The sequence below is a fragment of the Jeongeupia sp. HS-3 genome, assembly GCF_015140455.1.
Lineage (GTDB): Bacteria > Pseudomonadota > Gammaproteobacteria > Burkholderiales > Chitinibacteraceae > Jeongeupia.
Window position 1 is genome coordinate 2,792,173 of record NZ_AP024094.1, and the last position, 21,688, is coordinate 2,813,860.

The 21,688-nt window shown below is 64.6% G+C and carries 23 protein-coding genes and 1 other RNA gene; 14 read left to right on the forward strand and 10 right to left on the reverse strand.

Going from position 1 to position 21,688, the window contains the following annotated elements; genetic code table 11:
- Positions 1–233 precede the first annotated feature (233 nt).
- A complete protein-coding gene (locus JLC71_RS13370) occupies positions 234–464 on the forward strand; it encodes a DUF4287 domain-containing protein (protein WP_200915947.1) in 231 nt (76 codons plus the stop codon).
- 119 nt (positions 465–583) lie between these two features.
- On the opposite strand, the gene JLC71_RS13375 is transcribed toward JLC71_RS13370, so the two are convergent.
- The 7 genes from JLC71_RS13375 to JLC71_RS13405 form a co-directional block, all read right to left on the reverse strand.
- Positions 584–1,726 carry a glycerate kinase gene (locus tag JLC71_RS13375; protein ID WP_200915948.1) on the reverse strand — a complete coding sequence of 381 codons (1,143 nt, stop codon included), beginning with the start codon at positions 1,724–1,726 and terminating at the stop codon, positions 584–586.
- A gap of 10 nt (positions 1,727–1,736) precedes the next feature.
- Positions 1,737–2,999, reverse strand: coding sequence for a GntP family permease (locus JLC71_RS13380; RefSeq protein ID WP_200915949.1), 1,263 nt, complete (start codon positions 2,997–2,999; stop codon positions 1,737–1,739).
- Between the two features lie 184 nt (positions 3,000–3,183).
- A complete protein-coding gene (locus JLC71_RS13385) occupies positions 3,184–4,341 on the reverse strand; it encodes a sugar diacid recognition domain-containing protein (RefSeq protein WP_200915950.1) in 1,158 nt (385 codons plus the stop codon).
- A gap of 8 nt (positions 4,342–4,349) precedes the next feature.
- The gene (locus JLC71_RS13390) at positions 4,350–4,940 is read right to left on the reverse strand and encodes a CNP1-like family protein (RefSeq protein ID WP_200915951.1); all 591 of its coding nucleotides are present in this window, start codon (positions 4,938–4,940) and stop codon (positions 4,350–4,352) included.
- A gap of 39 nt (positions 4,941–4,979) precedes the next feature.
- The gene (locus tag JLC71_RS13395) at positions 4,980–5,930 is read right to left on the reverse strand and encodes a cation diffusion facilitator family transporter (protein WP_200915952.1); all 951 of its coding nucleotides are present in this window, start codon (positions 5,928–5,930) and stop codon (positions 4,980–4,982) included.
- Between the two features lie 100 nt (positions 5,931–6,030).
- Entirely contained in the window at positions 6,031–7,317 is a 1,287-nt protein-coding gene (locus JLC71_RS13400) for an ATP-binding protein (protein WP_200915953.1), read from the reverse strand.
- Positions 7,314–7,970, reverse strand: a complete 657-nt coding sequence (locus JLC71_RS13405) for a response regulator transcription factor (protein WP_200915954.1) — start codon at positions 7,968–7,970, stop codon at positions 7,314–7,316. The genes JLC71_RS13400 and JLC71_RS13405 overlap by 4 nt, the downstream gene beginning before the upstream one ends.
- 127 nt (positions 7,971–8,097) lie before the next feature.
- Here JLC71_RS13405 and JLC71_RS13410 point away from each other — a divergent pair, with 127 nt between their 5' ends.
- The 4 genes from JLC71_RS13410 to rnpB all read left to right on the forward strand — a co-directional run bounded on the left by JLC71_RS13410 (position 8,098) and on the right by rnpB (position 10,345).
- A complete protein-coding gene (locus JLC71_RS13410) occupies positions 8,098–8,325 on the forward strand; it encodes a sulfurtransferase TusA family protein (protein WP_200918368.1) in 228 nt (75 codons plus the stop codon).
- A gap of 3 nt (positions 8,326–8,328) precedes the next feature.
- Positions 8,329–9,378 carry a dihydroorotase gene (pyrC, locus tag JLC71_RS13415; RefSeq protein WP_200915955.1) on the forward strand — a complete coding sequence of 350 codons (1,050 nt, stop codon included), beginning with the start codon at positions 8,329–8,331 and terminating at the stop codon, positions 9,376–9,378.
- On the forward strand, positions 9,378–9,854 hold the full coding sequence (locus JLC71_RS13420; protein ID WP_200915956.1) for a hypothetical protein: 477 nt from the start codon (positions 9,378–9,380) through the stop codon (positions 9,852–9,854). Before pyrC ends, JLC71_RS13420 begins: the two co-directional genes overlap by 1 nt.
- Before the next feature lie 9 nt (positions 9,855–9,863).
- Positions 9,864–10,345, forward strand: an RNA gene (gene rnpB / locus JLC71_RS13425) — RNase P RNA component class A.
- 225 nt (positions 10,346–10,570) lie between these two features.
- Here rnpB and JLC71_RS13430 read toward each other — a convergent pair.
- Positions 10,571–10,831, reverse strand: coding sequence for an accessory factor UbiK family protein (locus JLC71_RS13430; RefSeq protein WP_200915957.1), 261 nt, complete (start codon positions 10,829–10,831; stop codon positions 10,571–10,573).
- Between the two features lie 250 nt (positions 10,832–11,081).
- Here JLC71_RS13430 and glnK point away from each other — a divergent pair, with 250 nt between their 5' ends.
- From glnK to JLC71_RS13450, 3 genes are all read left to right on the forward strand, one after another.
- On the forward strand, positions 11,082–11,420 hold the full coding sequence (gene glnK, locus JLC71_RS13435) for a P-II family nitrogen regulator (RefSeq protein WP_200915958.1): 339 nt from the start codon (positions 11,082–11,084) through the stop codon (positions 11,418–11,420).
- 26 nt (positions 11,421–11,446) lie between these two features.
- Complete coding sequence (gene amt, locus JLC71_RS13445) at positions 11,447–13,201, forward strand: ammonium transporter (RefSeq protein ID WP_236250897.1); 1,755 nt, start codon at positions 11,447–11,449, stop codon at positions 13,199–13,201.
- A gap of 132 nt (positions 13,202–13,333) precedes the next feature.
- Positions 13,334–13,861 (forward strand): YcnI family copper-binding membrane protein, encoded by a 528-nt coding sequence (locus JLC71_RS13450; protein ID WP_200915959.1) that lies wholly within the window; start codon positions 13,334–13,336, stop codon positions 13,859–13,861.
- A gap of 52 nt (positions 13,862–13,913) precedes the next feature.
- On the opposite strand, the gene msrP is transcribed toward JLC71_RS13450, so the two are convergent.
- Positions 13,914–14,834, reverse strand: a complete 921-nt coding sequence (msrP, locus tag JLC71_RS13455; protein WP_200915960.1) for a protein-methionine-sulfoxide reductase catalytic subunit MsrP — start codon at positions 14,832–14,834, stop codon at positions 13,914–13,916.
- A gap of 69 nt (positions 14,835–14,903) precedes the next feature.
- On the reverse strand, positions 14,904–15,071 hold the full coding sequence (locus JLC71_RS13460) for a protein MIGRI (protein WP_200915961.1): 168 nt from the start codon (positions 15,069–15,071) through the stop codon (positions 14,904–14,906).
- A gap of 238 nt (positions 15,072–15,309) precedes the next feature.
- Between JLC71_RS13460 and mraZ the strand changes: the two genes are divergently transcribed.
- The 6 genes from mraZ to JLC71_RS13490 are packed head-to-tail and all read left to right on the forward strand — an operon-like array spanning position 15,310 to position 21,687.
- Positions 15,310–15,747, forward strand: coding sequence for a division/cell wall cluster transcriptional repressor MraZ (gene mraZ, locus JLC71_RS13465; RefSeq protein WP_200915962.1), 438 nt, complete (start codon positions 15,310–15,312; stop codon positions 15,745–15,747).
- On the forward strand, positions 15,744–16,673 hold the full coding sequence (gene rsmH, locus JLC71_RS13470) for a 16S rRNA (cytosine(1402)-N(4))-methyltransferase RsmH (RefSeq protein WP_200915963.1): 930 nt from the start codon (positions 15,744–15,746) through the stop codon (positions 16,671–16,673). The genes mraZ and rsmH overlap by 4 nt, the downstream gene beginning before the upstream one ends.
- Entirely contained in the window at positions 16,670–16,972 is a 303-nt protein-coding gene (ftsL, locus tag JLC71_RS13475; protein WP_200915964.1) for a cell division protein FtsL, read from the forward strand. The genes rsmH and ftsL overlap by 4 nt, the downstream gene beginning before the upstream one ends.
- Positions 16,973–16,976: 4 nt before the next feature.
- Positions 16,977–18,857 carry a peptidoglycan D,D-transpeptidase FtsI family protein gene (locus JLC71_RS13480; protein WP_236250898.1) on the forward strand — a complete coding sequence of 627 codons (1,881 nt, stop codon included), beginning with the start codon at positions 16,977–16,979 and terminating at the stop codon, positions 18,855–18,857.
- Positions 18,845–20,326, forward strand: coding sequence for a UDP-N-acetylmuramoyl-L-alanyl-D-glutamate--2,6-diaminopimelate ligase (locus tag JLC71_RS13485; protein WP_200915965.1), 1,482 nt, complete (start codon positions 18,845–18,847; stop codon positions 20,324–20,326). The genes JLC71_RS13480 and JLC71_RS13485 overlap by 13 nt, the downstream gene beginning before the upstream one ends.
- On the forward strand, positions 20,323–21,687 hold the full coding sequence (locus tag JLC71_RS13490; RefSeq protein WP_236250899.1) for a UDP-N-acetylmuramoyl-tripeptide--D-alanyl-D-alanine ligase: 1,365 nt from the start codon (positions 20,323–20,325) through the stop codon (positions 21,685–21,687). The genes JLC71_RS13485 and JLC71_RS13490 overlap by 4 nt, the downstream gene beginning before the upstream one ends.
- Position 21,688: the final 1 nt, after the last annotated feature.

Genomic DNA, 21,688 nt, shown 5'->3' on the forward strand with positions numbered 1-21,688 from the left:
AAGAATGCCCTGTATTGGCATAGCCCCACCCTGTTGTGTTGTTAGGAGGGGGTCATGGTAAGGATGTGGTTAATATATCAATTAATACTTAGTTTTTTGCTTGTTATGGCTTTGTGGTCTTAAAGAATGAAAGGCTTACAGGCAGCACGCGCTCCGCGACGTGACGACCTTGCCGGGGTGGCGGTAATGGTCTCCAATGAAGGCGGCGCGCCATGGTGGCGCGGGAGGCGTGCATGTCGTTCCAGACTTACCTCGACAATATCCGGGCCAAGACCGGCCAGTCCCCCGATGATTTCCGCCGGCTCGCGACCGAACGCGGTCTGCTGGTCAACGGCGCGCTGGCGCCGGCGGTCAAGGCCGGAGACATCGTCGCGTGGCTGAAGGCGGATTACGAACTCGGCCATGGCCACGCGATGGCCATCTATGCGCTGCTCAAGGGCATCAAGCAGGAAGGCGACGCCTGAGCGCGTTTGCACCGGGCGGGCGCTGGGGCTGAAGCACCGCATTGCCATGGCCCGCTGCCTTAGCGGCGAGCCAAAAAAACGGCGCCATCGGGCGCCGTTGATGTCCTGCGTTGATGCGATTACGCCAGCTGGCGGCCGATCTGCAGCGTCGCCGCGACATTGCGCGCGGCCATGCGGACATTGCCGGCCGCTTTCGCCAGCGCTTCGTCGACCGAGCACGCGTGGTAGAGCACGCTGAACACCGCGTCGATGCCGTGCTCATGGACGACGCCGACGTCGGGTGTCAGGCAGCCGGCGATGCCGATCACCGGCTTGCCGTGGCGCTTGGCGACGCGGGCGACGCCGATCGGCGTCTTGCCGTGGATCGTCTGGCTGTCGATCCGGCCCTCGCCGGTGATCACCAGATCGGCGCTAGCGACGATGGCGTCGAGGCCGACCGCTTCCATGACGATCTCGATCCCCGGCCGTAGCGTGCCGCCCAGAAAGGCGAACATCGCCGCGCCCATGCCGCCGGCGGCCCCGGCGCCGGGCACCGTGTCGACGTGGATGCCGAGATCGTGGCCGATCACGCTGGCGTAGTGCTTCAGATTGGCGTCGAGCTGGGCGACGATTTCCGGTGTCGCGCCCTTCTGCGGGCCGAATACGTGCGAGGCACCCTTGGGCCCGGTGAGCGGATTGTCGACGTCGCAGGCGACCTCGATCTGGCAGTCCTTGAGCCGCGCGTCGAGTCCGGCCACGTCGATCAGCGCCAGCCGTGCCAGCGGGCCGCCGCCGAAGCCGAGTTCGCGCCCCGTTTGGTCGAGCAGCCGGGCGCCGAGCGCCTGCACCATGCCGGCGCCGCCGTCGTTGGTCGCGCTGCCGCCGATGCCGATGATGAAGCGGCGGGCGCCGGCGTCGAGCGCCGCGCGGATCAGCTCGCCGGTGCCGTAGCTGGTGGTTTGCAGCGGATTGCGCAGGCTGGGCGGCACCAGCGCCAGGCCGCTGGCGGCGGCCATTTCGATGATCGCGGTCTGGCCGTCGCCGGACAGGCCGTAGAAGGCGTTGACGCATTCGCCCAGCGGGCCGGTGACGCCGACGTTGACAATCTTGCCGCCGGTCGCGTCGACCATCGCGGCGACGGTGCCTTCGCCGCCGTCGGCCACCGGCAGCTTGACGTAGTCGGCGTCGGGCCAGATTTCACGCATGCCGGCTTCGATATTGATCGCGACGTCGAGCGCCGACAGGCTTTCCTTGTACGAATCGGGGGCGATGACGATTTTCATGGTCTGCTCCTCAGAAGATCTTGAACACGCCGAAGATCAGCGTCGACACGATGGTGATGACGAGACCGACGGCGGTTTCGTACGGAATGACCTTGAGGCGTTCGGTGATGCTCATGTTCACCGCGCCACCGGTGGCGTGGAAGAAGCTGCCGTGCGGCATGTGGTCGAATACCGTCGCGCCGCTGTGGATCATCGCCGCGGCAGCCAGTGCCGGCACGCCGAGTTCGAGCAGCGTGCTGCTGAACACCTGCGAGGCGACGACGGTGCCGGCGGTGGTCGATGCGGTCGCCAGCGACATCAGCGCGCCCGAGACCGGCGCCAGCACATAGGCCGGCAGGCCGGACGCCTGCAGCACGTCGATCAGCACGACCTTGAGGTGAGACGCGCCGATGATGCCGGCGAGCGTACCGGTACCGAGCAGCATGATCGCCACCGGCGCCATCCGGCCCAGGCCGGCGACGGCGTAGCTGTTGCTGTTCCTGAACTTGCCCATCGCCAGCGCGCCGAGCAGGCCGCCGAGCGGCAGTGCGATCATCGGATCGATATTGAGGCCGGCCAGCGGGCGCAGCGCCAGCAGCACGATGGCGACGACCGGCGCGACAATCGCGGCGCCGAACGACGGCAGGCTGCCGTGGTCGTGCTGGATCACCTCGGCTTCCTGCACCTTGCTGCCGCGGTGGATCAGCCGCTTGGCGATGAAGTACGCGGCCACCAGGCCGCACAGGCCCGGAATCACGCCGGCACCCATCACGCTGGTCAGCGGCAGGTGGAAGGCATCGGCCGCGGCGATCGCGTTCGGGTTCGGGCTCATCACGTTGCCGGCCTTGCCGCCGCCGATCATCGCCAGCAGAATCGCCATTTTCGACAGATCGGCCCGGCGGGCGATCGCCAGCGCGATCGGTGCGACGGTGATCACCGCGACATCGATGAACACGCCGACGGCGGTCAGGATCATCGTCGCCACGGCCAGCGCCAGCAGCGCGCGGGTTTCGCCGAGCTTCTTGACGATGGTTTCGGCGATCGACGCCGCAGCGCCGGATTCGATCAGCACGCCTGCGAGTACACCGGCGGCGAGGATGCGCAGCACCGCCGGGATGATGCCCTTGGCGCCGCCCATCATCAGCTCGACCGTGGCCGAGATATCGACGCCGCCGATCAGGCCGCCGGCGAGCGCGCCGACGATCATGCCGTAGGCGGGCGGGACTTTCTTGAGGATCAGGCCGATGGCGACGACCAAAGCCGCCAAGGCACCGAGGGTAGAGACTTCCACCATGATTCGACTCCCATCTTTGTTATGGCGCCGATGGTAGTGCCGCCGAATCGACTACGTCTTCGTGCAGATGCACTAAATCATCTGGAATATTTGGGGGAGTCTATGGCGGATTGATGAAGGTCAAGCGTGTGCAGCATGAGCGCTGCGGCCAGCGCGCACCGCCCGCAGGGTTTTGCCTGCTGCGCTAAGCGGGGCGGGTCAGATCCAGTTGCAGCGCGATATACAGCAGCAAGCGGTCATCGGTACGTTCGAGCACCAGACCGCTGGCGTCGGCGATGCGCGCCAGCCGGTAATCGAGTGTGTTGCGGTGGATGTCGAGCGCCTGCGCGGTGCGCCCCGGATGCATATCGTTGCCGAACCACGCCAGCAGCGTGTCGCGCAGCTGGCCGCGCTGGTCCGCCTGCGCCAGCCGGGTCAGCGGCCTCGCCAGTTCGTCGGCCTGCCAGCTCTGGTGCAGGCCTTCGAGCAGCACCGGCAGCGCCAGATCCTGATAGAACCAGGCGTGTTCGTCCGGATCGCGCTGGCGGCCGAGCCGCAAGGTCGTGACCGCGGTGCGGTAGGAGCGGGCGATGCCGCCGGCGCCGGCGAAGTAGTTGCCGAGGGCGATGCGCACGCCGAGCGGGCTCTCGGCGCGCATCCGCGCCAGCAGTTGCCAGACGCGGTCGCGGTGCGATTCGAAGTCCCAGCGACCGGCGCGCTCGACCACCGGTTTCAGCACGACGACTTCGGACAGCGACACCGTGGCGATCAGGTTGTCGCGCTCAGGGCTGGTCAGCAGGGTCTGCAGCCGCTGCAGTTCGTTGAACGCGGCATCGACGCCAAGCTCGCCGCTGTCGATTTCGATCACCGCGGCGACGCGCGGCGCGGCCAGATCGACGCCGAGCTGGCGCGCCCAGTCGGTCAGGTTGGCATCGGGCGCATCGGTGCGGACCAGCTCGAGCACCAGCTCCTCGCGCAGCCGGGTGTCGCGCGCCAGCAGCCGGGTCAGCCGCGCCTGTTCGAGCGTCATTTCGGCGGTCACCCGCACCAGCTCGCCGAACTGGCGCACCGACGCCGGCTCGCCGGTCAGCCCGACCACGCCGACCACGCGGCCTTCGCTCGAAAGCGGCAGGTTCACGCCGGGGCGAACGCCCTTGAGGCGATCGGCGGTGGCGGTATCGATTTCGACGGTGCGCGCCTGTGCCAGCGCCAGCAGTGCGCCTTCGTGCAGCTGGCCGATCCGCTCGGGATGGCCGCTGGCGACGATGGTGCCGCGTTCGTCCATGACGTTGACGTTGCAATCGATGATGCGCATCGTGCGCGCAACGATCTCCTGCGCCAGCGCCGGGTCAAGTCGGCTCATGCCGGAACTCAGCTGCCCATGCCGCCGCCCGGATTGGCACCGGCCTTTTGCCCCGGTGCGACGCGCTCCTTGCCGAAGCCGCTGCGGATGTCGTTTTGCTTCAGCGTGTCGTCAAAGCGGCAGAAGCTGTCGATCAGCTCGCCGGCGTAGGCGTTGTAGCTGGCCTTGACGATTTTTTTCCACTTGCGGCTCAGATCCTGCCACTGCCCTTCCGAATTGCCGTAGGCATAGACGCGGTACTGCGCGGTGCTGCAGTCCATCGCTTCGTAGGTGACATTCCATACGCCGCCCTTGGGGACGACGGCGACGGCGTAGCGCACCAGATTGTCGTCCGGGCTGACGGTGATCGAGTCGACGGCGATATAGAATTTATTGGCGCGCGATTCGTAATTGACCGTGAATGGTGCCCACTGCTTCAGCGACGACAGCTCGGGGCGATCGAAAGGTTTCTCTTCCGGCGCGGGCAGCTCCTTGTCCTTGAGCATGTCCATGATGTTCAGGCCGGTATTGTCGCCTGAGGTTTGCGGGTTGTTGTACTCGTCGGCGTGGACGCTAACGGACAGGCCAAGGAAGGCGGCGATCAGGGCAAGACGTTTCATCAAACAGACTCCGGATATTGCCCGCGATGCTAGCACAGCCTAGTGCGGAGGCAGGGCCGGGCGGATCGGAATTACTCGGCCTTGCGGATGGATGAACCAGCTTGGCTGCAGGGTGGAATGGGCGATGCCGAAGCGCGCATTCAGCAGATTGCTCAGGCGCAGCAGCAGGACGGGCCAGTGTTCGCTGTGGTCGATCACCAGATGTGCCGACATCGCCACCCGACCGCCACCCAGCGGCCAGACGTGCAGGTCGTGGACTTCGATCACGTCGGGCTCGGCGGCGATGGCCTGGCCGATCTCGGCCAGATTCAGATGGCTGGGTACGCCATCCATCAGTTCGTGCGTTGATTGCCGCAGCAGCCGCCAGGTCGAGCGCAGGATCAAGAGCGAGACGGCGATCGACAAAATCGGATCGATCGGCAGCCAGCCGGTGAAATAAATCACCGCGCCGGCGACGATGGCGGCGACCGAGCCGAGCAGATCGCCAAGCACGTGAATCAGCGCGGCGCGGCTGTTGAGGTTGTGGCTATCGCCCGAGAGCAGCCAGGCCGAAACCAGATTCACCAGAAGGCCGATCACCGCGATCAGCATCACCCCGCCACCGTTGACCGGCTGCGGCGCGAGCAGCCGGCTGACCGCTTCGACGGCGATCCAGGCGATCAGCGCCAGCATCGCCAGGCTGTTGACCAGCGCGCCGATCAGCTCGGCACGGGCGTAGCCGTACGATTGCTGCGCATCGGCCGGGCGGCGGCCGATCACGTTGGCGATCACCGCCAGCAAGAGCGCGGCGCTGTCGGTGAACATATGGCCGGCGTCGGAAATCAGCGCCAGCGAGCCGGCCCAGAGCCCGCCGCCGAGTTCGACCAGTGCAAAGCCGGCGGTGATGACCAGCGCGAACAGCAGCCGTTTTTGCGATGCGCCGACGCCGTGATGATGACCGTCGTCATGCCCCTGCTGGCCATGATCGTGGTCGTGATGTGAGTGGGCCATATTGCCTCCGTTTGCAGCCAGTCTAGGAGACGATCCAGGCAGGTGAGCGAGCCAAAGCAGTTTGTCCCCGCCCGAAACGCAGCCAGCGAATGGGGTCGGCTCAGGCCGGCAGCGGGAAAGTAACGTGAGCAATGAAACCGCCGCCGTCGCGGTTGCCAACGCGGAATTCGGCCCGGTGCAGCGCGGCGATGCGGGCGACGATCGACAGCCCCAGTCCCGCACCGGGCAAGGCCTGCCCGATCGGGCGGAAGAAGCGCTCGCCGAGTCGCTGCTGGACATCGGCATCGACGCCGGGGCCGTCGTCCTCGACGATCAGCGTGTGCGCGGTAATCCGCACGGTCACGCTGGCGTCGTTGCCGGCGTAGCGGCGGGCGTTGTCGACCAGGTTGCGCAGCAGCACCGTGAGCAGGGCGCTATCGCCGAGCAGCGGTGATGCGGCGTGGATCTGCAGCGCCGGCGGTACGATGCCGGCGGCGTCGAGTTCGGCGAACAGCCGCTCGCACAGTTGCGGCCAGTCGATGCGTTCGCGCGCCAGCGTTTGCGCCGCGCCGTGCTGCTCCAGCCTGGCCAGCGCCAGCAACTGGCCCAGCAGGCGATTGGCACGACCGCAGGCGGCCAGCGCCTGCGCCATCGCGCGCGCGCGCCGTGCCGGATCGCGCGCGCGCTCGGCCACTTCGAGCTGGATCTGTACCGCCGCCAGCGGCGTGCGCAGCTCGTGGGCGGCGTCGGCGGTGAAGCGTCGTTCGCGCTCGAAGGCGGCACCCAGTTCGTCGAACAGCCGGTTCAGCGTGCCCTGCAGCGGCGCCAGCTCCGGCGGCGCCGGCAGGGTCAGCGGTTCCAGTCGCTCGGGCGTACGCGCGGCGACGGCGTCGGCGAAATCGCGCACCGGCTGCAAGCCGCGCCACACCAGCCACAGCACCAGCGGCAGCAGCAGCGCCAGCGCCAGCAGCATCGGCAAGGCCAGATCGCCGGCGGTATCGAGCGCGGTGTAATCGCGCACCGCCAGCGGTTCACCGAGCACCATGGTGTGATGCGCCGAGGTCGCGACGCGGATCACCCAAAGTTGGCCGCCGAACTCGAATTCGTGCCGGTCGCTGGTCAGCAGCGGCAACGGCGGCGAAGTGCTGGCCTCCTGCAGCCGGCCCTGGTCGTCGTACAGCGCGAACGCGGTCCGGTGCGGGTCGACCGTCGGCAGCGCGACCGGGTCGTCGGTGAACGCGGCCAAGGAGAGCTTGGCGTTCCATTCGAGCTGGTGATCGAGCGCCTTGCCGATCTCGTGCCGCACCTGATAACCGACGCCGACGATCATCCCCACCCACAGCAGCAAGACCGCGGCGGCGAGCGATGCGCCAAGGCGCCACAGCAGCGAACGCGGGCGGCCCTTCATGCCAGCCGCCAGCCAAGGCCGCGGGTGTTTTCGATGCTGCCGGCGCCGAGCTTTTTGCGCAGGTGCGACAGATGCACGTCGAGGCTGTTGCTCTCGCCCGATTCGAGCCAGCCGTACAGCCGCACCTCGATCTGCTCGCGCGACAGATAGCGCGGCCGGTGCGACAGCAACAGTTGCAGCAGCCGCGCTTCCATCGACGTCAGGTTGACGACCTCGCCGTTGCGTCTGGCGGTCAGGCTGCTGCTATCGAAGTGGATGTCGCGCCAGACGATATCGGTGCCGGCGCGGCCATTGGCGCGGCGTACGAGCGCATGCAGTCGCGCATCGAGCTCGCCGAGCGCGAACGGCTTGACCAGATAATCGTCGGCGCCGGCATTGAGCCCGGCGATGCGGTCGGCTACGCCGTCGCGCGCGGTCAGGATCAGCACCGGGATATTGATACGGGCACTGCGCAACCAGCGCAGCACATCCAGCCCGGGCAGGCGCGGCAGCCCCAGATCGAGCACCAGCGCGTCGAAGGCGGCGTCGGCCTGCAAGGTGGTCCGGGCCGCTTCGCCGTCGCTGAGCCAGTCGACCGTCCAGCCGGCGTCGCGCAGCCCTTCCTGCACGCCGTCGCCGAGCAGCGGATCGTCCTCCACCAGCAAGATTCGCATCGCTTTCGTCCTTGAATGCCTTGAAACGGCAGCCATCATTATTTCACCGCTGACGCCGCATGGGTCAGCGGCAGCGGGATCGGCGCTACAATATCCTTCTGTCTCCTCATTTATGTCCCCGCGCCCCATGCACGCCGACCAGACGATCGACCTTTCCGGCCTCAACTGCCCCTTGCCGATTCTGCGCACCAAAAAGGCGCTGGCGACGCTTGAATCGGGCCAGCTGCTGTTCGTGAGCTGCACCGACCCGGCGACGCCGACCGATTTCGCCGCCTTCTGCCGCCAGACCGGCCACGCGCTGGTCGAATCGACCGTGGCCGATGGCCGTTTCCACTTCCTGATCCGCAAGCGCTAAATCATGACCACCCAACTCACTCTTACCCGCCCCGACGACTGGCATTTGCACCTGCGCGACGGTGATCTGATGGCCTCGGTGTTGGCGCACACGGCGCGCGAATTCGCCCGCGCCATCGTCATGCCGAACCTGAAGCCACCGGTCACCAGCGTCGAGCTCGCCGCCGCCTACCGCGACCGCATCGTCGCGGCACTGCCGGCCGGCAGCGACTTCACCCCCTTGATGACCTTGTATTTGACCGGCGGCTTGACGCCCGCCGAAGTCGTCAAGGCCAGGGACAGCGGTTTTGTCCATGCGGTGAAGTTCTACCCGGCCGGCGCGACGACCAATTCGGAAGCCGGCGTGTCGGCGCTCGACGGCGTGATGCCGACGCTGGAGAAAATGGCCGAAATCGGCCTGCCTTTCCTGGTGCACGGCGAAGTGACCGACCCGGCGGTCGACGTGTTCGACCGCGAAGCGGCGTTTATCGACCGGGTGATGGCACCGCTGTTGCAGCGGCTGCCCGAACTGCGCGTGGTGTTCGAACACATCACCACCAAGCAGGCCGCGCAGTTCGTCCAGCATACCGGCGCCAACGTCGGCGCGACGGTGACGCCGCAGCATCTGCTGATGAACCGCAATGCGCTGTTCCAGGGCGGCATCCGCCCGCACCACTACTGCCTGCCGGTGCTGAAGCGCGAAGAACATCGCCGGGCGCTGCTTGAGGCGGTGACCTCGGGCGGTAGCAAATTCTTCCTCGGCACCGACAGCGCGCCGCATGCCTTGCACACCAAGGAAGCGGCCTGCGGTTGCGCCGGCATTTACTCGGCGCACGCGGCGCTGGCGTTTTACGCCGAAGCGTTCGAGTCGGTTGGTCGCCTCGATGCGCTCGAAGCCTTCGCCAGCTTCAACGGCCCGGATTTCTACAAGCTGCCACGCAATACCGGCACCGTAACCTTGGTCAAGGAAGACTGGACCGTGCCGGCGAGCTATCCATTTGGCGAACACGACGTGGTGCCGTTGCGCGCCGGTGAAACGCTGTCTTGGCGTCTGCGCGACGGGCAGGCCGGTTGATGGTCTTCGTTGCGCGCGACATTGCCCGCCCGGGCTGGTGGGTAGCGGGCGCGGTACTGGCCTTTGCCGGCTGGTGGGGCCAGCCGCTGATCGCGCCCGAGCATTTCGAGCGCGCCTTCTTCGGTCTGTTCTGGTACAGCATGCTGGCGTTGGCGGTGGGATTCTGGGCGCTGCCGAGCGAACGCCGTTTTACCGGTAGCGAGTTCGTGCGCCGAACCATGCTGCTTGGCGTGCTCCCGGTGTATACCCGTCGCCAGCCGGTGTCGGCTTTCCGGCAGATCGTGCTCGAAACCGATCCCAATCTCGCCGGCCCGGATACCTTGTGGGTGCTGATCGAGGGCGATGGCGACCAACGTTTCGCCTTCGCACACCGCCGTGCAACCCGCGCCGGACGGGTTCGGCAACTGGCGTTGGCACGGGCTTTGTCCGAAGCCAGTGGATTGCCATTTGCCGGCGAGGTACTGGACGCGGGATAATGGCCCCGCGAAGCCGGCCGGATCGCCGCCGCTCCGAGTCATCGGGGGGGAGGAAAGTCCGGGCTCCGCAGGGCAGGATGCCGGCTAACGGCCGGGCGCCGTGAGGCGACGGAAAGTGCAACAGAGAGCTGAACCGCCGATGGCGTGGACCGAGCGCAAGCGATGTCCACCCCGTTTCGCTTGCTTGCAAGTGGAATGGGCCGGGTTAAGGGTGCGATTGAAGCGTGCCGGACCGGGCACAGGTAAGGGTGAAAAGGTGTTCCCGTCAGGGAAGCCCCGCAAGGGGTCGGTAAGAGCGCACCGCGGCGCTGGTAACAGTCGCCGGCAGGGTAAACCCCATCCGGAGCAAGACCAAGCAGCAGGCGTTGAGACGGCCCGTCGAGTCTGCGGGTAGGTTGCTTGAGCGTAGTGGTAACGCTGCGCCTAGAGGAATGGCGGTCACGCACGGTTCGCCGTGCGAACAGAACCCGGCTTACAGGCCGGCTTCGCACTGATCGCAATAAAAAAGCCGAGGTGAAAACCTCGGCTTTTTTTCGTCCTGAACGGACGGGGTGCGTCGGGCAAACCGGGTCCGAACCATCCAATTCACTAAGTCGGCACAGCACGGCCGGGAAATTCCAGCGCAGCGGTGCTGGCAAGGCGTGCGAAGCGCAGACAGTACAAACAGGTACGGCAAGCGAGCACAACGCAGCCAGCAGGATTTTACTGGCCGTGCCTCAGAGGGCGTCTTGGGGATTGCCGGCCAGCAGCTTTTCTTCCAGCGCATTCACCCGCGCCTCAAGCTGGGTCAGCTTCTCGCGCGTGCGTGCCAGCACGTCCTGCTGGATCTCGAACTCCTCGCGGGTCACCAGGTCCATGCGGGTGAAGGCGCTCGACATCATCGCGCGCACGTTTTTCTCTACGTCCTTGGCCGGGCTGGCGGCGATGGCTTCGGAAATCTTGTTGGCGATATCGTCAAAGAATTTTTCTTTCAGCATGGCGTTCTCCCGTGTGGATTCAGGCTTGCAGTCTAGCAGATAGGTAGACCCGTCCGGGGCGGCGAAGTTGCCGCTTTCCTCGGCACCGCCACGGTGCGCCGGGCTGGTGCAACGTCGCTTTGCTGCGCCGTGTCGGTGCGTTTGCAACAGTGCTCCCGGCCTTTTGCGCCCGATCATCGTGTTATCCGGTGATTGGCATGCTTTCTGCTAGACCTCCTACGTCACCGTCCTGTTTCCAAGGGAGTCCCCCATGAAATTCGTCACTGCCATCATCAAGCCGTTCAAGCTCGATGAAGTGCGTGAAGCCCTGTCCGCGATCGGCGTACAAGGCCTCACGGTTACCGAAGTGAAGGGTTTTGGCCGCCAAAAGGGCCATACCGAGCTCTATCGCGGCGCCGAGTACATCGTCGACTTCCTGCCCAAGGTCAAGCTTGAAGTCGCCATCGCCGACGACCAGCTCGACGCGACGCTGGAAGCGATCGAAAAGGCCGCCAATACCGGCAAGATCGGCGACGGCAAGATTTTTGTCTTCGATCTGCAGCATGTCGTGCGTATCCGCACCGGCGAAACCGGCGAAGCCGCCGTCTAAAGCAAAAAATCAGGAAGGAGAGACCCATGAAAACCTGGCTTGCAAGATTCGTGACCCTGCTGTGCGGGCTGATGCTCGCTGGCGTCACGCTCGCGGCGGATGCCCCGGCGGCCGCCAAACTCTACTTTGATACCGGCAAGGCCGAGCTGCCCGCCGATGCCGCCGCGCTGGCGCAGCCGCTGATCGACTTCGCCAAGGCGGACGGCAAGGTGGTGCTCAGCATCGCCGGTTTCCATGACGCCAGCGGCGACGCGGCGGTGAACGCCGAGATCGCCAAGCAGCGTGCTATCGCGGTCAAGGCTCTGCTGCTCAAGGGGGGTCTGGTCGAAGCGCAGATCAGCCTGGAAAAGCCGGCAGTGACCGAGGGCGGCGGCGATGCCAACGAGGCCCGCCGGGTTGAAATCAGCGTGGCCGTGCCAGCGGCAGCCGCCGTCGATAGCGCCGCCGCCGCACCGGCCGCTGCGACGATGACGGTCAACAAGGGCGACAACGCCTGGTTGATCGTCGCCGCCAGCATGGTGATCCTGATGTCGGTGCCGGGTCTGGCGCTGTTCTACGGCGGCCTGGTGCGCAGCAAGAACATGCTGTCGGTGCTGGTGCAGGTGTTCGTGGTGTTCTCGCTGATCGCGGTGCTGTGGGTGATCTACGGCTACTCGGTGGCGTTCACCGAAGGCAATGCCTTCTTCGGCGGCCTATCCAAGCTCTTCCTTAACGGCGTGACGCCGGATTCGATCGCGGCCACCTTCAGCAAGGGCGTCGGCGTTTCCGAGCTGATCTATGTCGTGTTCCAGGGCGCGTTTGCGTGCATCACCTGCGGCCTGATCGTCGGCTCCTTCGCCGAGCGCGCCAAGTTCTCGGCCATTCTGGTGTTCATGGTGCTGTGGTTCACCTTCTCCTATCTGCCGATGGCGCACATGGTCTGGTACTGGGCCGGCCCGGATGCCTATACCTCGCAAGCCGCCGCCGATGCCGCCAATGCGACCGCGGGCTTCCTGTTCCAGAAGGGTGATCTTGATTTTGCCGGCGGCACCGTCGTGCATATCAACGCCGCCGTCGCCGGTCTGGTCGGTGCCTTCATGGTCGGCAAGCGGGTCGGTTTCGGCCGCGAAGCCATGGCGCCACACAGCCTGACGATGACGATGATCGGCGCCTCGCTGCTGTGGTTCGGCTGGTTCGGCTTCAACGCCGGCTCGGCACTCGAAGCCAATGGCACCGCCGCACTGGCCTTCGTCAACACCTGGGCCGCTACCGCTGCCGCCGTGCTGTCGTGGTTGTTCGCCGAATGGCTGCTCAAGGGCAAGCCATCGTTGCTGGGTGCCGCGTCGGGTGCCGTTGCCGGTCTGGTGGTGATCACCCCGGCGGCCGGTCTGGTCGGTGTTGGCGGTGGTCTGGTAATGGGGTTGATCGCCGGGGTTGCCGGTCTGTGGGGCGTGCACGGCCTGAAGCGCCTGCTCGGTGCCGATGATTCGCTCGACGTCTTCGGCGTGCACGGCGTCTGCGGCATCATCGGTGCAATCCTGACCGGCGTATTCGCCTCGCCGGAACTCGGTGGTACCGGTGTGTGGGACTACGTCGCCAACAAGGTTGCCGATGGCTACTCGATCGGCAACCAGGTCAAGGTGCAGGCGATCGGTGCCGGCATCACCATCCTGTGGTCGGGCATCGTCTCGGTCGTCGCCTACAAGCTGGTTGATCTGGTCATCGGCCTGCGTGTGCGTGAAGACGAAGAGCGCGAAGGCCTCGACGTGACCAGCCACGGTGAAAAAGCCTACAACCTCTGATTATCTCCAGCGGCACTCGTGCTGCTTCCAGGCCCGCCGCAAGGCGGGCTTTTTTTACGTTCGCCGCCGATGGCCGGTAGGTCGGTCGGTTCGCGGCTAGACTCTTGGCTCCGATTTCAAGGAATCCACATCATGTTGGTCGGCAAATCCCTCGCACTTGCGCTCGTACTGCTCGCCGGCAGCGCCGGGGCGCATGTTGCGCTGCTGCAAAAGTACTCGCCGGCAGACAGCTACTACAAGGCGGTCTTTCAGGTTGGCCACGGTTGCAGTGGTGCCGCGACCACCGCCATCAGCGTGCTGCTGCCGGATGGCATGCGCATGGCCAAGCCGATGCCCAAACCGGGCTGGAAGCTGGATATCCGCAGCGGCAAGCTGGCCAGACCGTTCGAGTCGGACGGCAAGCTGGTGCGAGACGGTGTGCTTGAAGTGCGTTGGCTGGGCGGCGCCTTGCCCGACGCCCAGTTCGACGAGTTTTCGCTGCTGCTGAAATTGCCGCCCGAGCAGGGCAAGCGCTACTTCAAGGTGGTGCAGCAGTGCGGCAAAGAGAAGATCGAATGGACCGAGATCCCGGCCGAAGGCCAGGACAGTGCCGATCTGGCGCATCCGGCACCGGTGCTGGAAATGGCGCCGGCGGCGGGTAGTGGTGGCCATCACCACTGAAGCCATCACGGCGCCCTCGGGCGCCGTGATTCATTGGGCGATTGCGACGCGATCAGAAATGCTTCTTCAGATCCATCCCCTTGTAGAGGCCGGCAACCTCATTGGCGTAGCCGTTGAAAGGCAAGGTCTTGCGCCTGAGTAAATCCCCGATCCGGCGCTCATTGGCCTGACTCCAGCGCGGGTGATCGACCGCGGGATTCACGTTCGAATAGAAACCGTATTCGCTGGGCACGGCCTTGTTCCATGCGGTCGCCGGCTGAGTCTCGCGCAACACGATCTTCACCAGCGATTTGGCGCTTTTGAAGCCGTATTTCCACGGCACGACCAGCCGCACCGGTGCGCCATCCTGATTCGGCAAAGGTTTGCCATAGAGGCCGACACAGAGAATGGAAAGCGGGTGCATCGCTTCGTCGATCCGCAGGCCTTCGGTATATGGCCAATCGAGTACCGGCCGGCTTAGCCCGGGCATTTGCTTGGGGTCGGCGAGGGAAATGAATTCGATGTATTTGGCTTTCGACGTCGGTCTGACCTGTTTCAGCAATTCCGACAATGAATAGCCGGCCCACGGAATCACCATCGACCAGCCTTCGACGCAGCGCATCCGGTAGATACGCTCTTCCAGCGGCGCCAGTTTCATCAGCACATCGATATCGAAGGTTTTCGGCGCCTCGCATTCACCCTCGACACGCAGGCTCCATGGCCGGGTTTTCAGCGCGCCGGCATAGCGGGCCGGATCGCCCTTGTCGGTGCCGAATTCGTAGAAGTTGTTGTAACTGGTGATCTGCGCCCAACTGTTCTTTTCTTCATTGCTGCTGAAACGGCTGGGGCGCGTCACCAAGGCTGCGGCTTGTGCATCCGGCAGCATCGCGGCGGCGATCAGGCCGCCGGTGGCCTGAAGAAAACGCCGCCGGTCGAGGTAAAGCGATTCGGCGGTGATCTCGGACGGCAAGAGGGAAGGGCTGGCTTGCGACATGCGGGCCTCCGTAGCAACGCCCGGCGCCGATCGCAATCGCGATGGTGTTCAGGCAGCTGTTAGACCAATTTAGTGCAAGAAGTGCACGCCAAGCGCGATCAGTGCGCCGAGCAGTAGCACTTTGGCGGCAATCTGCGTGCCGCGATGTGCTTCGGCCCGCCGCGCCGGTGACAACATCCGCCAGAGCAGCAGCAGCGCGAAGGCGAGCAGCAAAAATTTGAAAGGTTTACCGAGCATAAGCTGACAAGGCATGACGCCAAGTTAAAGTGACACTTTAAGTTATGCCAGATATCTATTTCATTCTTTGACGCTTTCGCCGACCCAGCCCTGAATACGTAAATAGTGGCTAAGTGATTGTATCAAAAAGAGAAAGCAAAACCGCTCTCTTGTGGGCGGTTTTTAATTGCTGCTATAGTGGGCGAAAGTGGGGAAAAGTGGGAAAAAGTGGTTTTTTCTCCCGAACGAGACAAGGCTCATGTTCAGCGGCGTGGCAACACTCAATCTCGACAGCAAGGGACGTCTGGCGATTCCGGCCAGGCATCGCGAACTGCTGCTCGCGCGCAGCGCCGGCCGCTTGGTGCTGACGGTAGGGCCAGATCGTTGCTTGCTGCTTTACCCCCAAACCGACTGGATTCCAGTGCGCGATGCGCTCAATCAGCTTTCCGGGGCGCAAGCGCCCATCCGCCGCCTGGTCGTCGGCCATGCCGAAGAAATGGAAATGGACAACGCCGGCCGCATTCTGATTGCGCCACGGCTGCGGCAAATTGCCGGCCTGGAAAAAGAAATCGCTTTCGTCGGTATTGGCAACAAATTTGAAATTTGGGACGACGGCCAATGGTCGGCGAAAAACCAGTCCGTTTTCGATCTGTCGCCGGCAGATCTTGAAACCCAGATGCAAGGCATTGTGCTGTGAACTTCATCCACCGAACCGTCCTGCTCAACGAAGCAGTCGATGCGCTGAATCTTCGCGCGGACGGCATTTATGTCGATGGCACCTTCGGGCGCGGCGGTCACTCGCGACTGATCCTGTCAAGGCTTGGCCCGAACGGCCGGCTGATTGCCTTCGACAAAGACCTGCACGCGATCGCCGAGGCCAAGAGCATCGACGATCCGCGTTTCACCATCGTTCACGATGGTTTTGCGGCGCTGGCAACATCGCTTGATGCGCTGAACGTGCCGCGCATCGATGGCGTGCTGCTCGACCTGGGCGTGAGCTCGCCGCAACTGGACGACGGCAGTCGCGGTTTCAGTTTCCGCTTCGACGCCCCCCTGGACATGCGCATGGATACCACGCGCGGCATGACTGCCGCCGACTGGCTCAATAGCGCGGATGAGAAAGACATTGCGGAGGTTGTTAAAGATTATGGCGAAGAGCGGTTTGCTAAACAGGTTGCAGCAACGATTGTTGCAGGTCGCGGCGAGCGGCCATTGTCCACAACCGGTGAACTTGCCGCGCTCGTGGCGCGCGCAGTCCGTACCCGTGAGCCGGGCCAGGACCCGGCGACGCGTACCTTCCAAGCTATTCGGATTTTCATCAATCGCGAGCTTGAAGAGCTCGCGCTGATCCTGCCGCAAGCGCTGGCACGCCTCAGCGTCGGCGGGCGCATGTCGGTGATTGCGTTTCATTCGCTTGAAGACCGGATCGTCAAGCGCTTCATGCAGGATCAGAGCAAGCACGATCTGCCCGACCGCTTGCCGATTCGCGCCGCCGATATCCCGCCGCCACCGCTGCGCATCATCGGCAAGCCGATCAGGGCCAGTGCCGACGAGGTCAAACAGAACCCCCGTGCCAGAAGTGCGATCTTGCGGGTGGCGGAAAAAACCGAGGCGGCATCTTGACCCGCCTCAATCTCTTTTTGCTGGCCGTGTTGATCGCCTGCTCGCTGTCGGTGACGACCAGCCAGTTCAACGCTCGCAAGCTGTACGGCGAGTTGCAAAAGGAAGATCAGGCGACGAGGAAGCTCGACGTCGAATGGGGCCAGCTGCAGCTTGAACAAAGCACTTGGGCGATGCATTCGCGTATCGAATCCGAGGCCACCAGCAAGCTGTCCATGCAGCTGCCGGCGGCCAACCGTACCCAGGTGATCTTGCCGCAAGGGCAGGTCGTCGCGCGGCCAAAGCAGTCTCTGGCAGAGTGACGCGATGAACCGGATGATTCCGCCGACCCAAGCGCGCAAGCGCTACAGCCCGCAGCTCAAACTTGAGCGCTGGCGGGTCTGGTTCGTCATGGCCGGGCTGATCGGCCTGTTCGTGATCCTGCTCGGCCGCGGTCTGTGGCTGCAAGTCATCAACGATGAGTTCCTGCAGGGTCAGGGCGAGGCGCGCTATGCCAGAACGCTGCGGCTCGAAGCCAATCGCGGCATGATCACCGACCGCAATGGCGAGCCGCTGGCGATTTCGACGCCGGTGCAGTCGATCTGGGCGAGTCCGCGCAGCATTGCGTTGCTGCCGGCAGGCGAGACGCGCCCGAGCGGTTGGGAGCCCGACAACGACAAGGATCCGGTGCCGCTGTCGCAAGAGGAGGTCGCGAGTCTGGCGAAGGCGCTGGGTGTGCCGGTGGCCGATGTGGTGAAGAAGTTGTCCGACCCGCGCAAGAACAACAAGGGCGAGGTCATCCAGGACAAGGACGGCAAGCCAAGCCGGCCCGATTTCACCTGGCTGCGCCGGCAGATGAATCCGCAGGACGCCAAGAACGTGATGGCGCTGAACATTCCCGGCGTTTACGCCCAGGCCGAATACCGCCGCTATTACCCGGCCGGTGAAATCATGGCGCAGATTGTCGGTTACACCAATATCGACGGTCGTGGTCAGGAGGGGCTGGAGCTGGCGCGCGACAAGCTGCTGTCCGGGCAGACCGGCAGCCGCACGGTGATCCGCGATCGTCGCGGTTATATCGTCGAGGATATCTCGACCATCATTCCGCCCAAGGATGGCGAAACGCTGGCCTTGTCGATCGACCGGCGCATTCAGTACCTCGCCTACCGCGAGCTGAACAAGGCAGTGACCGACTTCGAAGCGGTGGGCGGCAGCATTGTCGTACTCGATGCGCGCACCGGTGAAATCCTCGCACTGGCCAACTCGCCGTCGTACAACCCGAACAGCCGCGAGCGCATCGACCCGGCCAAGAAGCGCAACCGGGCGATTACCGACCTGTACGAGCCGGGGTCGACGCTGAAGCCGTTCACGATTGCCGCCGCGATGCAGGCCGGCACCATCAATGCCAAAACCACCTTCAACACCTCGCCCGGCGCGCTGTCGATGGGTGGCTTCACCATCAAGGACACGCATAACTACGGCATGCTGACGCCCGAAGGCATCATCGTGCATTCGAGCAACATCGGTTCGCTCAAGGTCGCGCTGAGCATGCCGCGCGAAACCCAGTGGAATATGCTCAACGCCGTCGGTATCGGTCAGCGTCCGGGCCTGAGTTTCCCCGGCGAATCGGCCGGGAAGTTACGGCCGTTCAAAACCTGGTACCCGATCGAGCAGGGCACGATGGGCTACGGCTATGGCTTGTCGGTCAGCCTGATGCAGATGGCCAAGGCGTATCAGATCTTTGCCACCGACGGCATCGAGCATCCGGTCAGTCTGATCAAGCAGCCGGCACCGATGCCCGGCAAGCAGGTGATTTCGCCCGAACTGGCTCGGACGATCCGTGGCTACATGGAAAAAGTGACCCAGCCGGGCGGCACCGCGACGCGGGCGCAGGTGGTCGGTTACCGCGTGGCCGGCAAGACCGGTACCGCGCGCAAGCAAAGTGGCGGCGGTTACACCGAAAAGAAATATGTCGGCTCCTTCGTCGGCCTGGCGCCGGTATCGAATCCGCGGCTGATTGTCGCGGTGATGATCGACGAACCGAACATCAAGAAAAGCATTTACGGCGGCGCCGTTGCCGCGCCGGTGTTCTCCAGCGTCGTCGCCGGCACCCTGCGCCTGCAGGGCATTGCGCCGGATGCGCCCACCACCAACATCCTGCTGCCCGACAGCAGAAACAACGGCGAGGACGAAGCATGGGTCCCCTAAGCTGGCCACTGCCTGCGCTCGACTTTGCCGCGATCGATGCGCTGGCCGCATCTCGCCGCGTCGTGGCCGACAGTCGCCGGGTTCAGGCCGGCGATGTGTTCCTCGCTTTTCAGGGCGAGTACGCTGACGGCCGCCAGCACATTCAGGCGGCGATCGATGCCGGTGCCGCTGCGGTGTTGTGGGAGGCCGAAGATTTCGTTTGGCAACCGTCGTGGCAGGTCGCCAATCTGGCGATCCCGCAGCTGCGCGCGCAAGCGGGCAATGTGGCGAGTCATCTGCTCGGTAATCCGAGCGCCGTGCAGACGGTGATCGGCATTACCGGCACCAATGGCAAGACCTCGATCGCCAACTGGCTGGCGCAGGCATTCAACCGGCTCGGTCACCCCACCGGCGTGCTCGGCACGCTCGGTAACGGCGTCTATCCGGCGCTGGTATCGTCGACGCATACGACGCTTGACCCGGTCTCCCTGCAGCACTGGCTGGCGCAATTTCGCGACGCCGGTGCCGATCATGTGGCGATGGAAGTCAGCTCGCACGGGCTGGCGCAGGCGCGCGTACATGGGGTGGCTTTCGATATCGCGGTGTTCACCAACCTGACCCGCGATCATCTCGATTACCACGGCACGCTTGAAGCCTATGGCGCCGAGAAGGCCAGACTGTTTGTCTGGCAGGGTTTGCGCGCGGCGGTGATCAACGCCGATGACGCTTTCGGTCGTGAGTTACTGGCGACGACGAGCGCGCCGCAGGTGCTGAGTTACGGCATTGATGCCGGCGATATCCGCGCCACCCGCCTGTCGGCCACGCTGGCCGGACTCGAGCTGGATGTCGTCACGCCGGTCGGCAAGGCAACGATCAAATCAACCCTGATCGGCCGCTTCAACGCCTACAACCTGCTTGCCTGCCTTGGCGTGCTGCTGGCGGCCGACGTGCCCCTGGCCGATGCCGTGGCCGCGCTTGAAGCGATCGAATCGGCGCCGGGGCGGATGCAGCGGCTTGGCGGCGGCACGCAGCCGCTGATCGTCGTCGACTACGCCCACACGCCCGACGCGCTCGACAAGGCGTTGACGACCTTGCGCGAAGCCATGCCCGCCAAGGGGCGGCTGTATTGCGTCTTTGGCTGCGGCGGCGATCGTGATCGCGGCAAGCGGCCGCTGATGGGCAACATCGCCTGCCGCCTTGCCGATACCACCGTGATGACCAGCGACAATCCGCGCACCGAGAGCCCGCAACAAATCATCGACGACATTGTTGCCGGTGTTGCCGGTGTCGACGGCACCGGGCTGGCGAACTACTCGATCGAGTCGGACCGCGCACGCGCGATCGCCGCGACCATCGAGCTGGCCGGTGCCAACGATGTCGTGCTGATCGCCGGCAAGGGGCATGAGACGTATCAGGAAATCATGGGCGTTCGAGCGCACTTCGACGATGTCGAACAAGCGCGTGCCGCCCTGGCGAGGAAAGCATCATGATGTTGACGCTGCATGCTGCTGCGCAGGCCGTCGGTGGCGCCCTTCATGGCGACCCGGCGCTGGTGTTCGCGCGTGTCACCACCGACAGCCGCGATATCCGCGCAGGCGATCTGTTCGTTGCGCTGCGCGGCGAGCGTTTCGACGGCCACGATTTCGCCGATACCGCCCTGGCGCAAGGCGCCGCCGCAGTGCTGGTTGAAACCGACGGTGGCGACAACCGCATCGTCGTGGCCGATACGCTGGCGGCGCTCGGTGCACTGGCGAGCCATTGGCGTGATGTGATCTCGCCCAAGGTGATCGCGATCACCGGCAGCAATGGCAAAACCAGCGTCAAGGAAATGCTCGCTGCGATTCTGGCTGCGCATGCCGGCGCCGATGCGGTACTGGCGACACGCGGCAATCTGAACAACCACATCGGCGTACCGCTGACGCTGCTGAGTCTGCGCGCGCAGCACCGTTTTGCCGTGGTCGAAATGGGCATGAATCACACGGGCGAGATCGATTACCTGACGCATCTGGCCCGCCCCGATGTCGCGCTGGTCAATAACGCCGGCGCCGCGCACCTGGCCGCGCTGGGCTCGGTCGAAGGCGTCGCCCGTGCCAAGGGCGAAATTTTCGCCGGCCTCGCTGCCGGCGGCACTGCAATCATCAATGCCGATGACGAATATGCGCCGCTGTGGCGTGAACTGGCTGCCGGCCATCCGCAGCTTGGCTTCGGTCTGGACGAGTGCGCCGATGTGCGCGGCGTGGCTGTCACCACCGGTGCGCTGGCGAGCACTTTCACGCTGGCGACGCCGCAAGGGCGCGCCCAGCTGACGCTGGATGTGCCGGGTTTGCACAATGTCCGCAATGCGCTTGCCGCAACCGCCGCCGCGCTGGCGCTGGGTATTCAACTTGTGAATTGTACCGCTGGCCTTGCCGCGTATCACGGCGTAAAAGGCCGGCTCGAGCGCAAAACGGCCGCCAGTGGCGCGCTGCTGATCGACGACAGCTACAACGCCAATCCCGATTCGATGAAGGCCGCGATCGATGTGCTGGTACGCATCGGAGTCGAGCAGCACAAACGCACCTTGCTGGTGCTTGGTGATATCGGCGAGGTCGGTGCCGACGCGCCAGAACGGCATGCCGAAGTCGGTGCCTATGCCAAACAGGCCGGCGTGCAGCAGTTGTTCACGCTCGGCACGCATATGGCGAAGGCCGCGACGGCATTCGGTAGTACGCATTTTGATTCGATCGGGGCACTGCTCGCAGTGCTGACGCCTGAGGTGGGCGCGGACACGGTGGTGCTGGTGAAAGGATCGCGCTTTATGCGCATGGAGCGCGTCGTCGATGCGCTGATCAACGAACAAGGGAATAACTAGC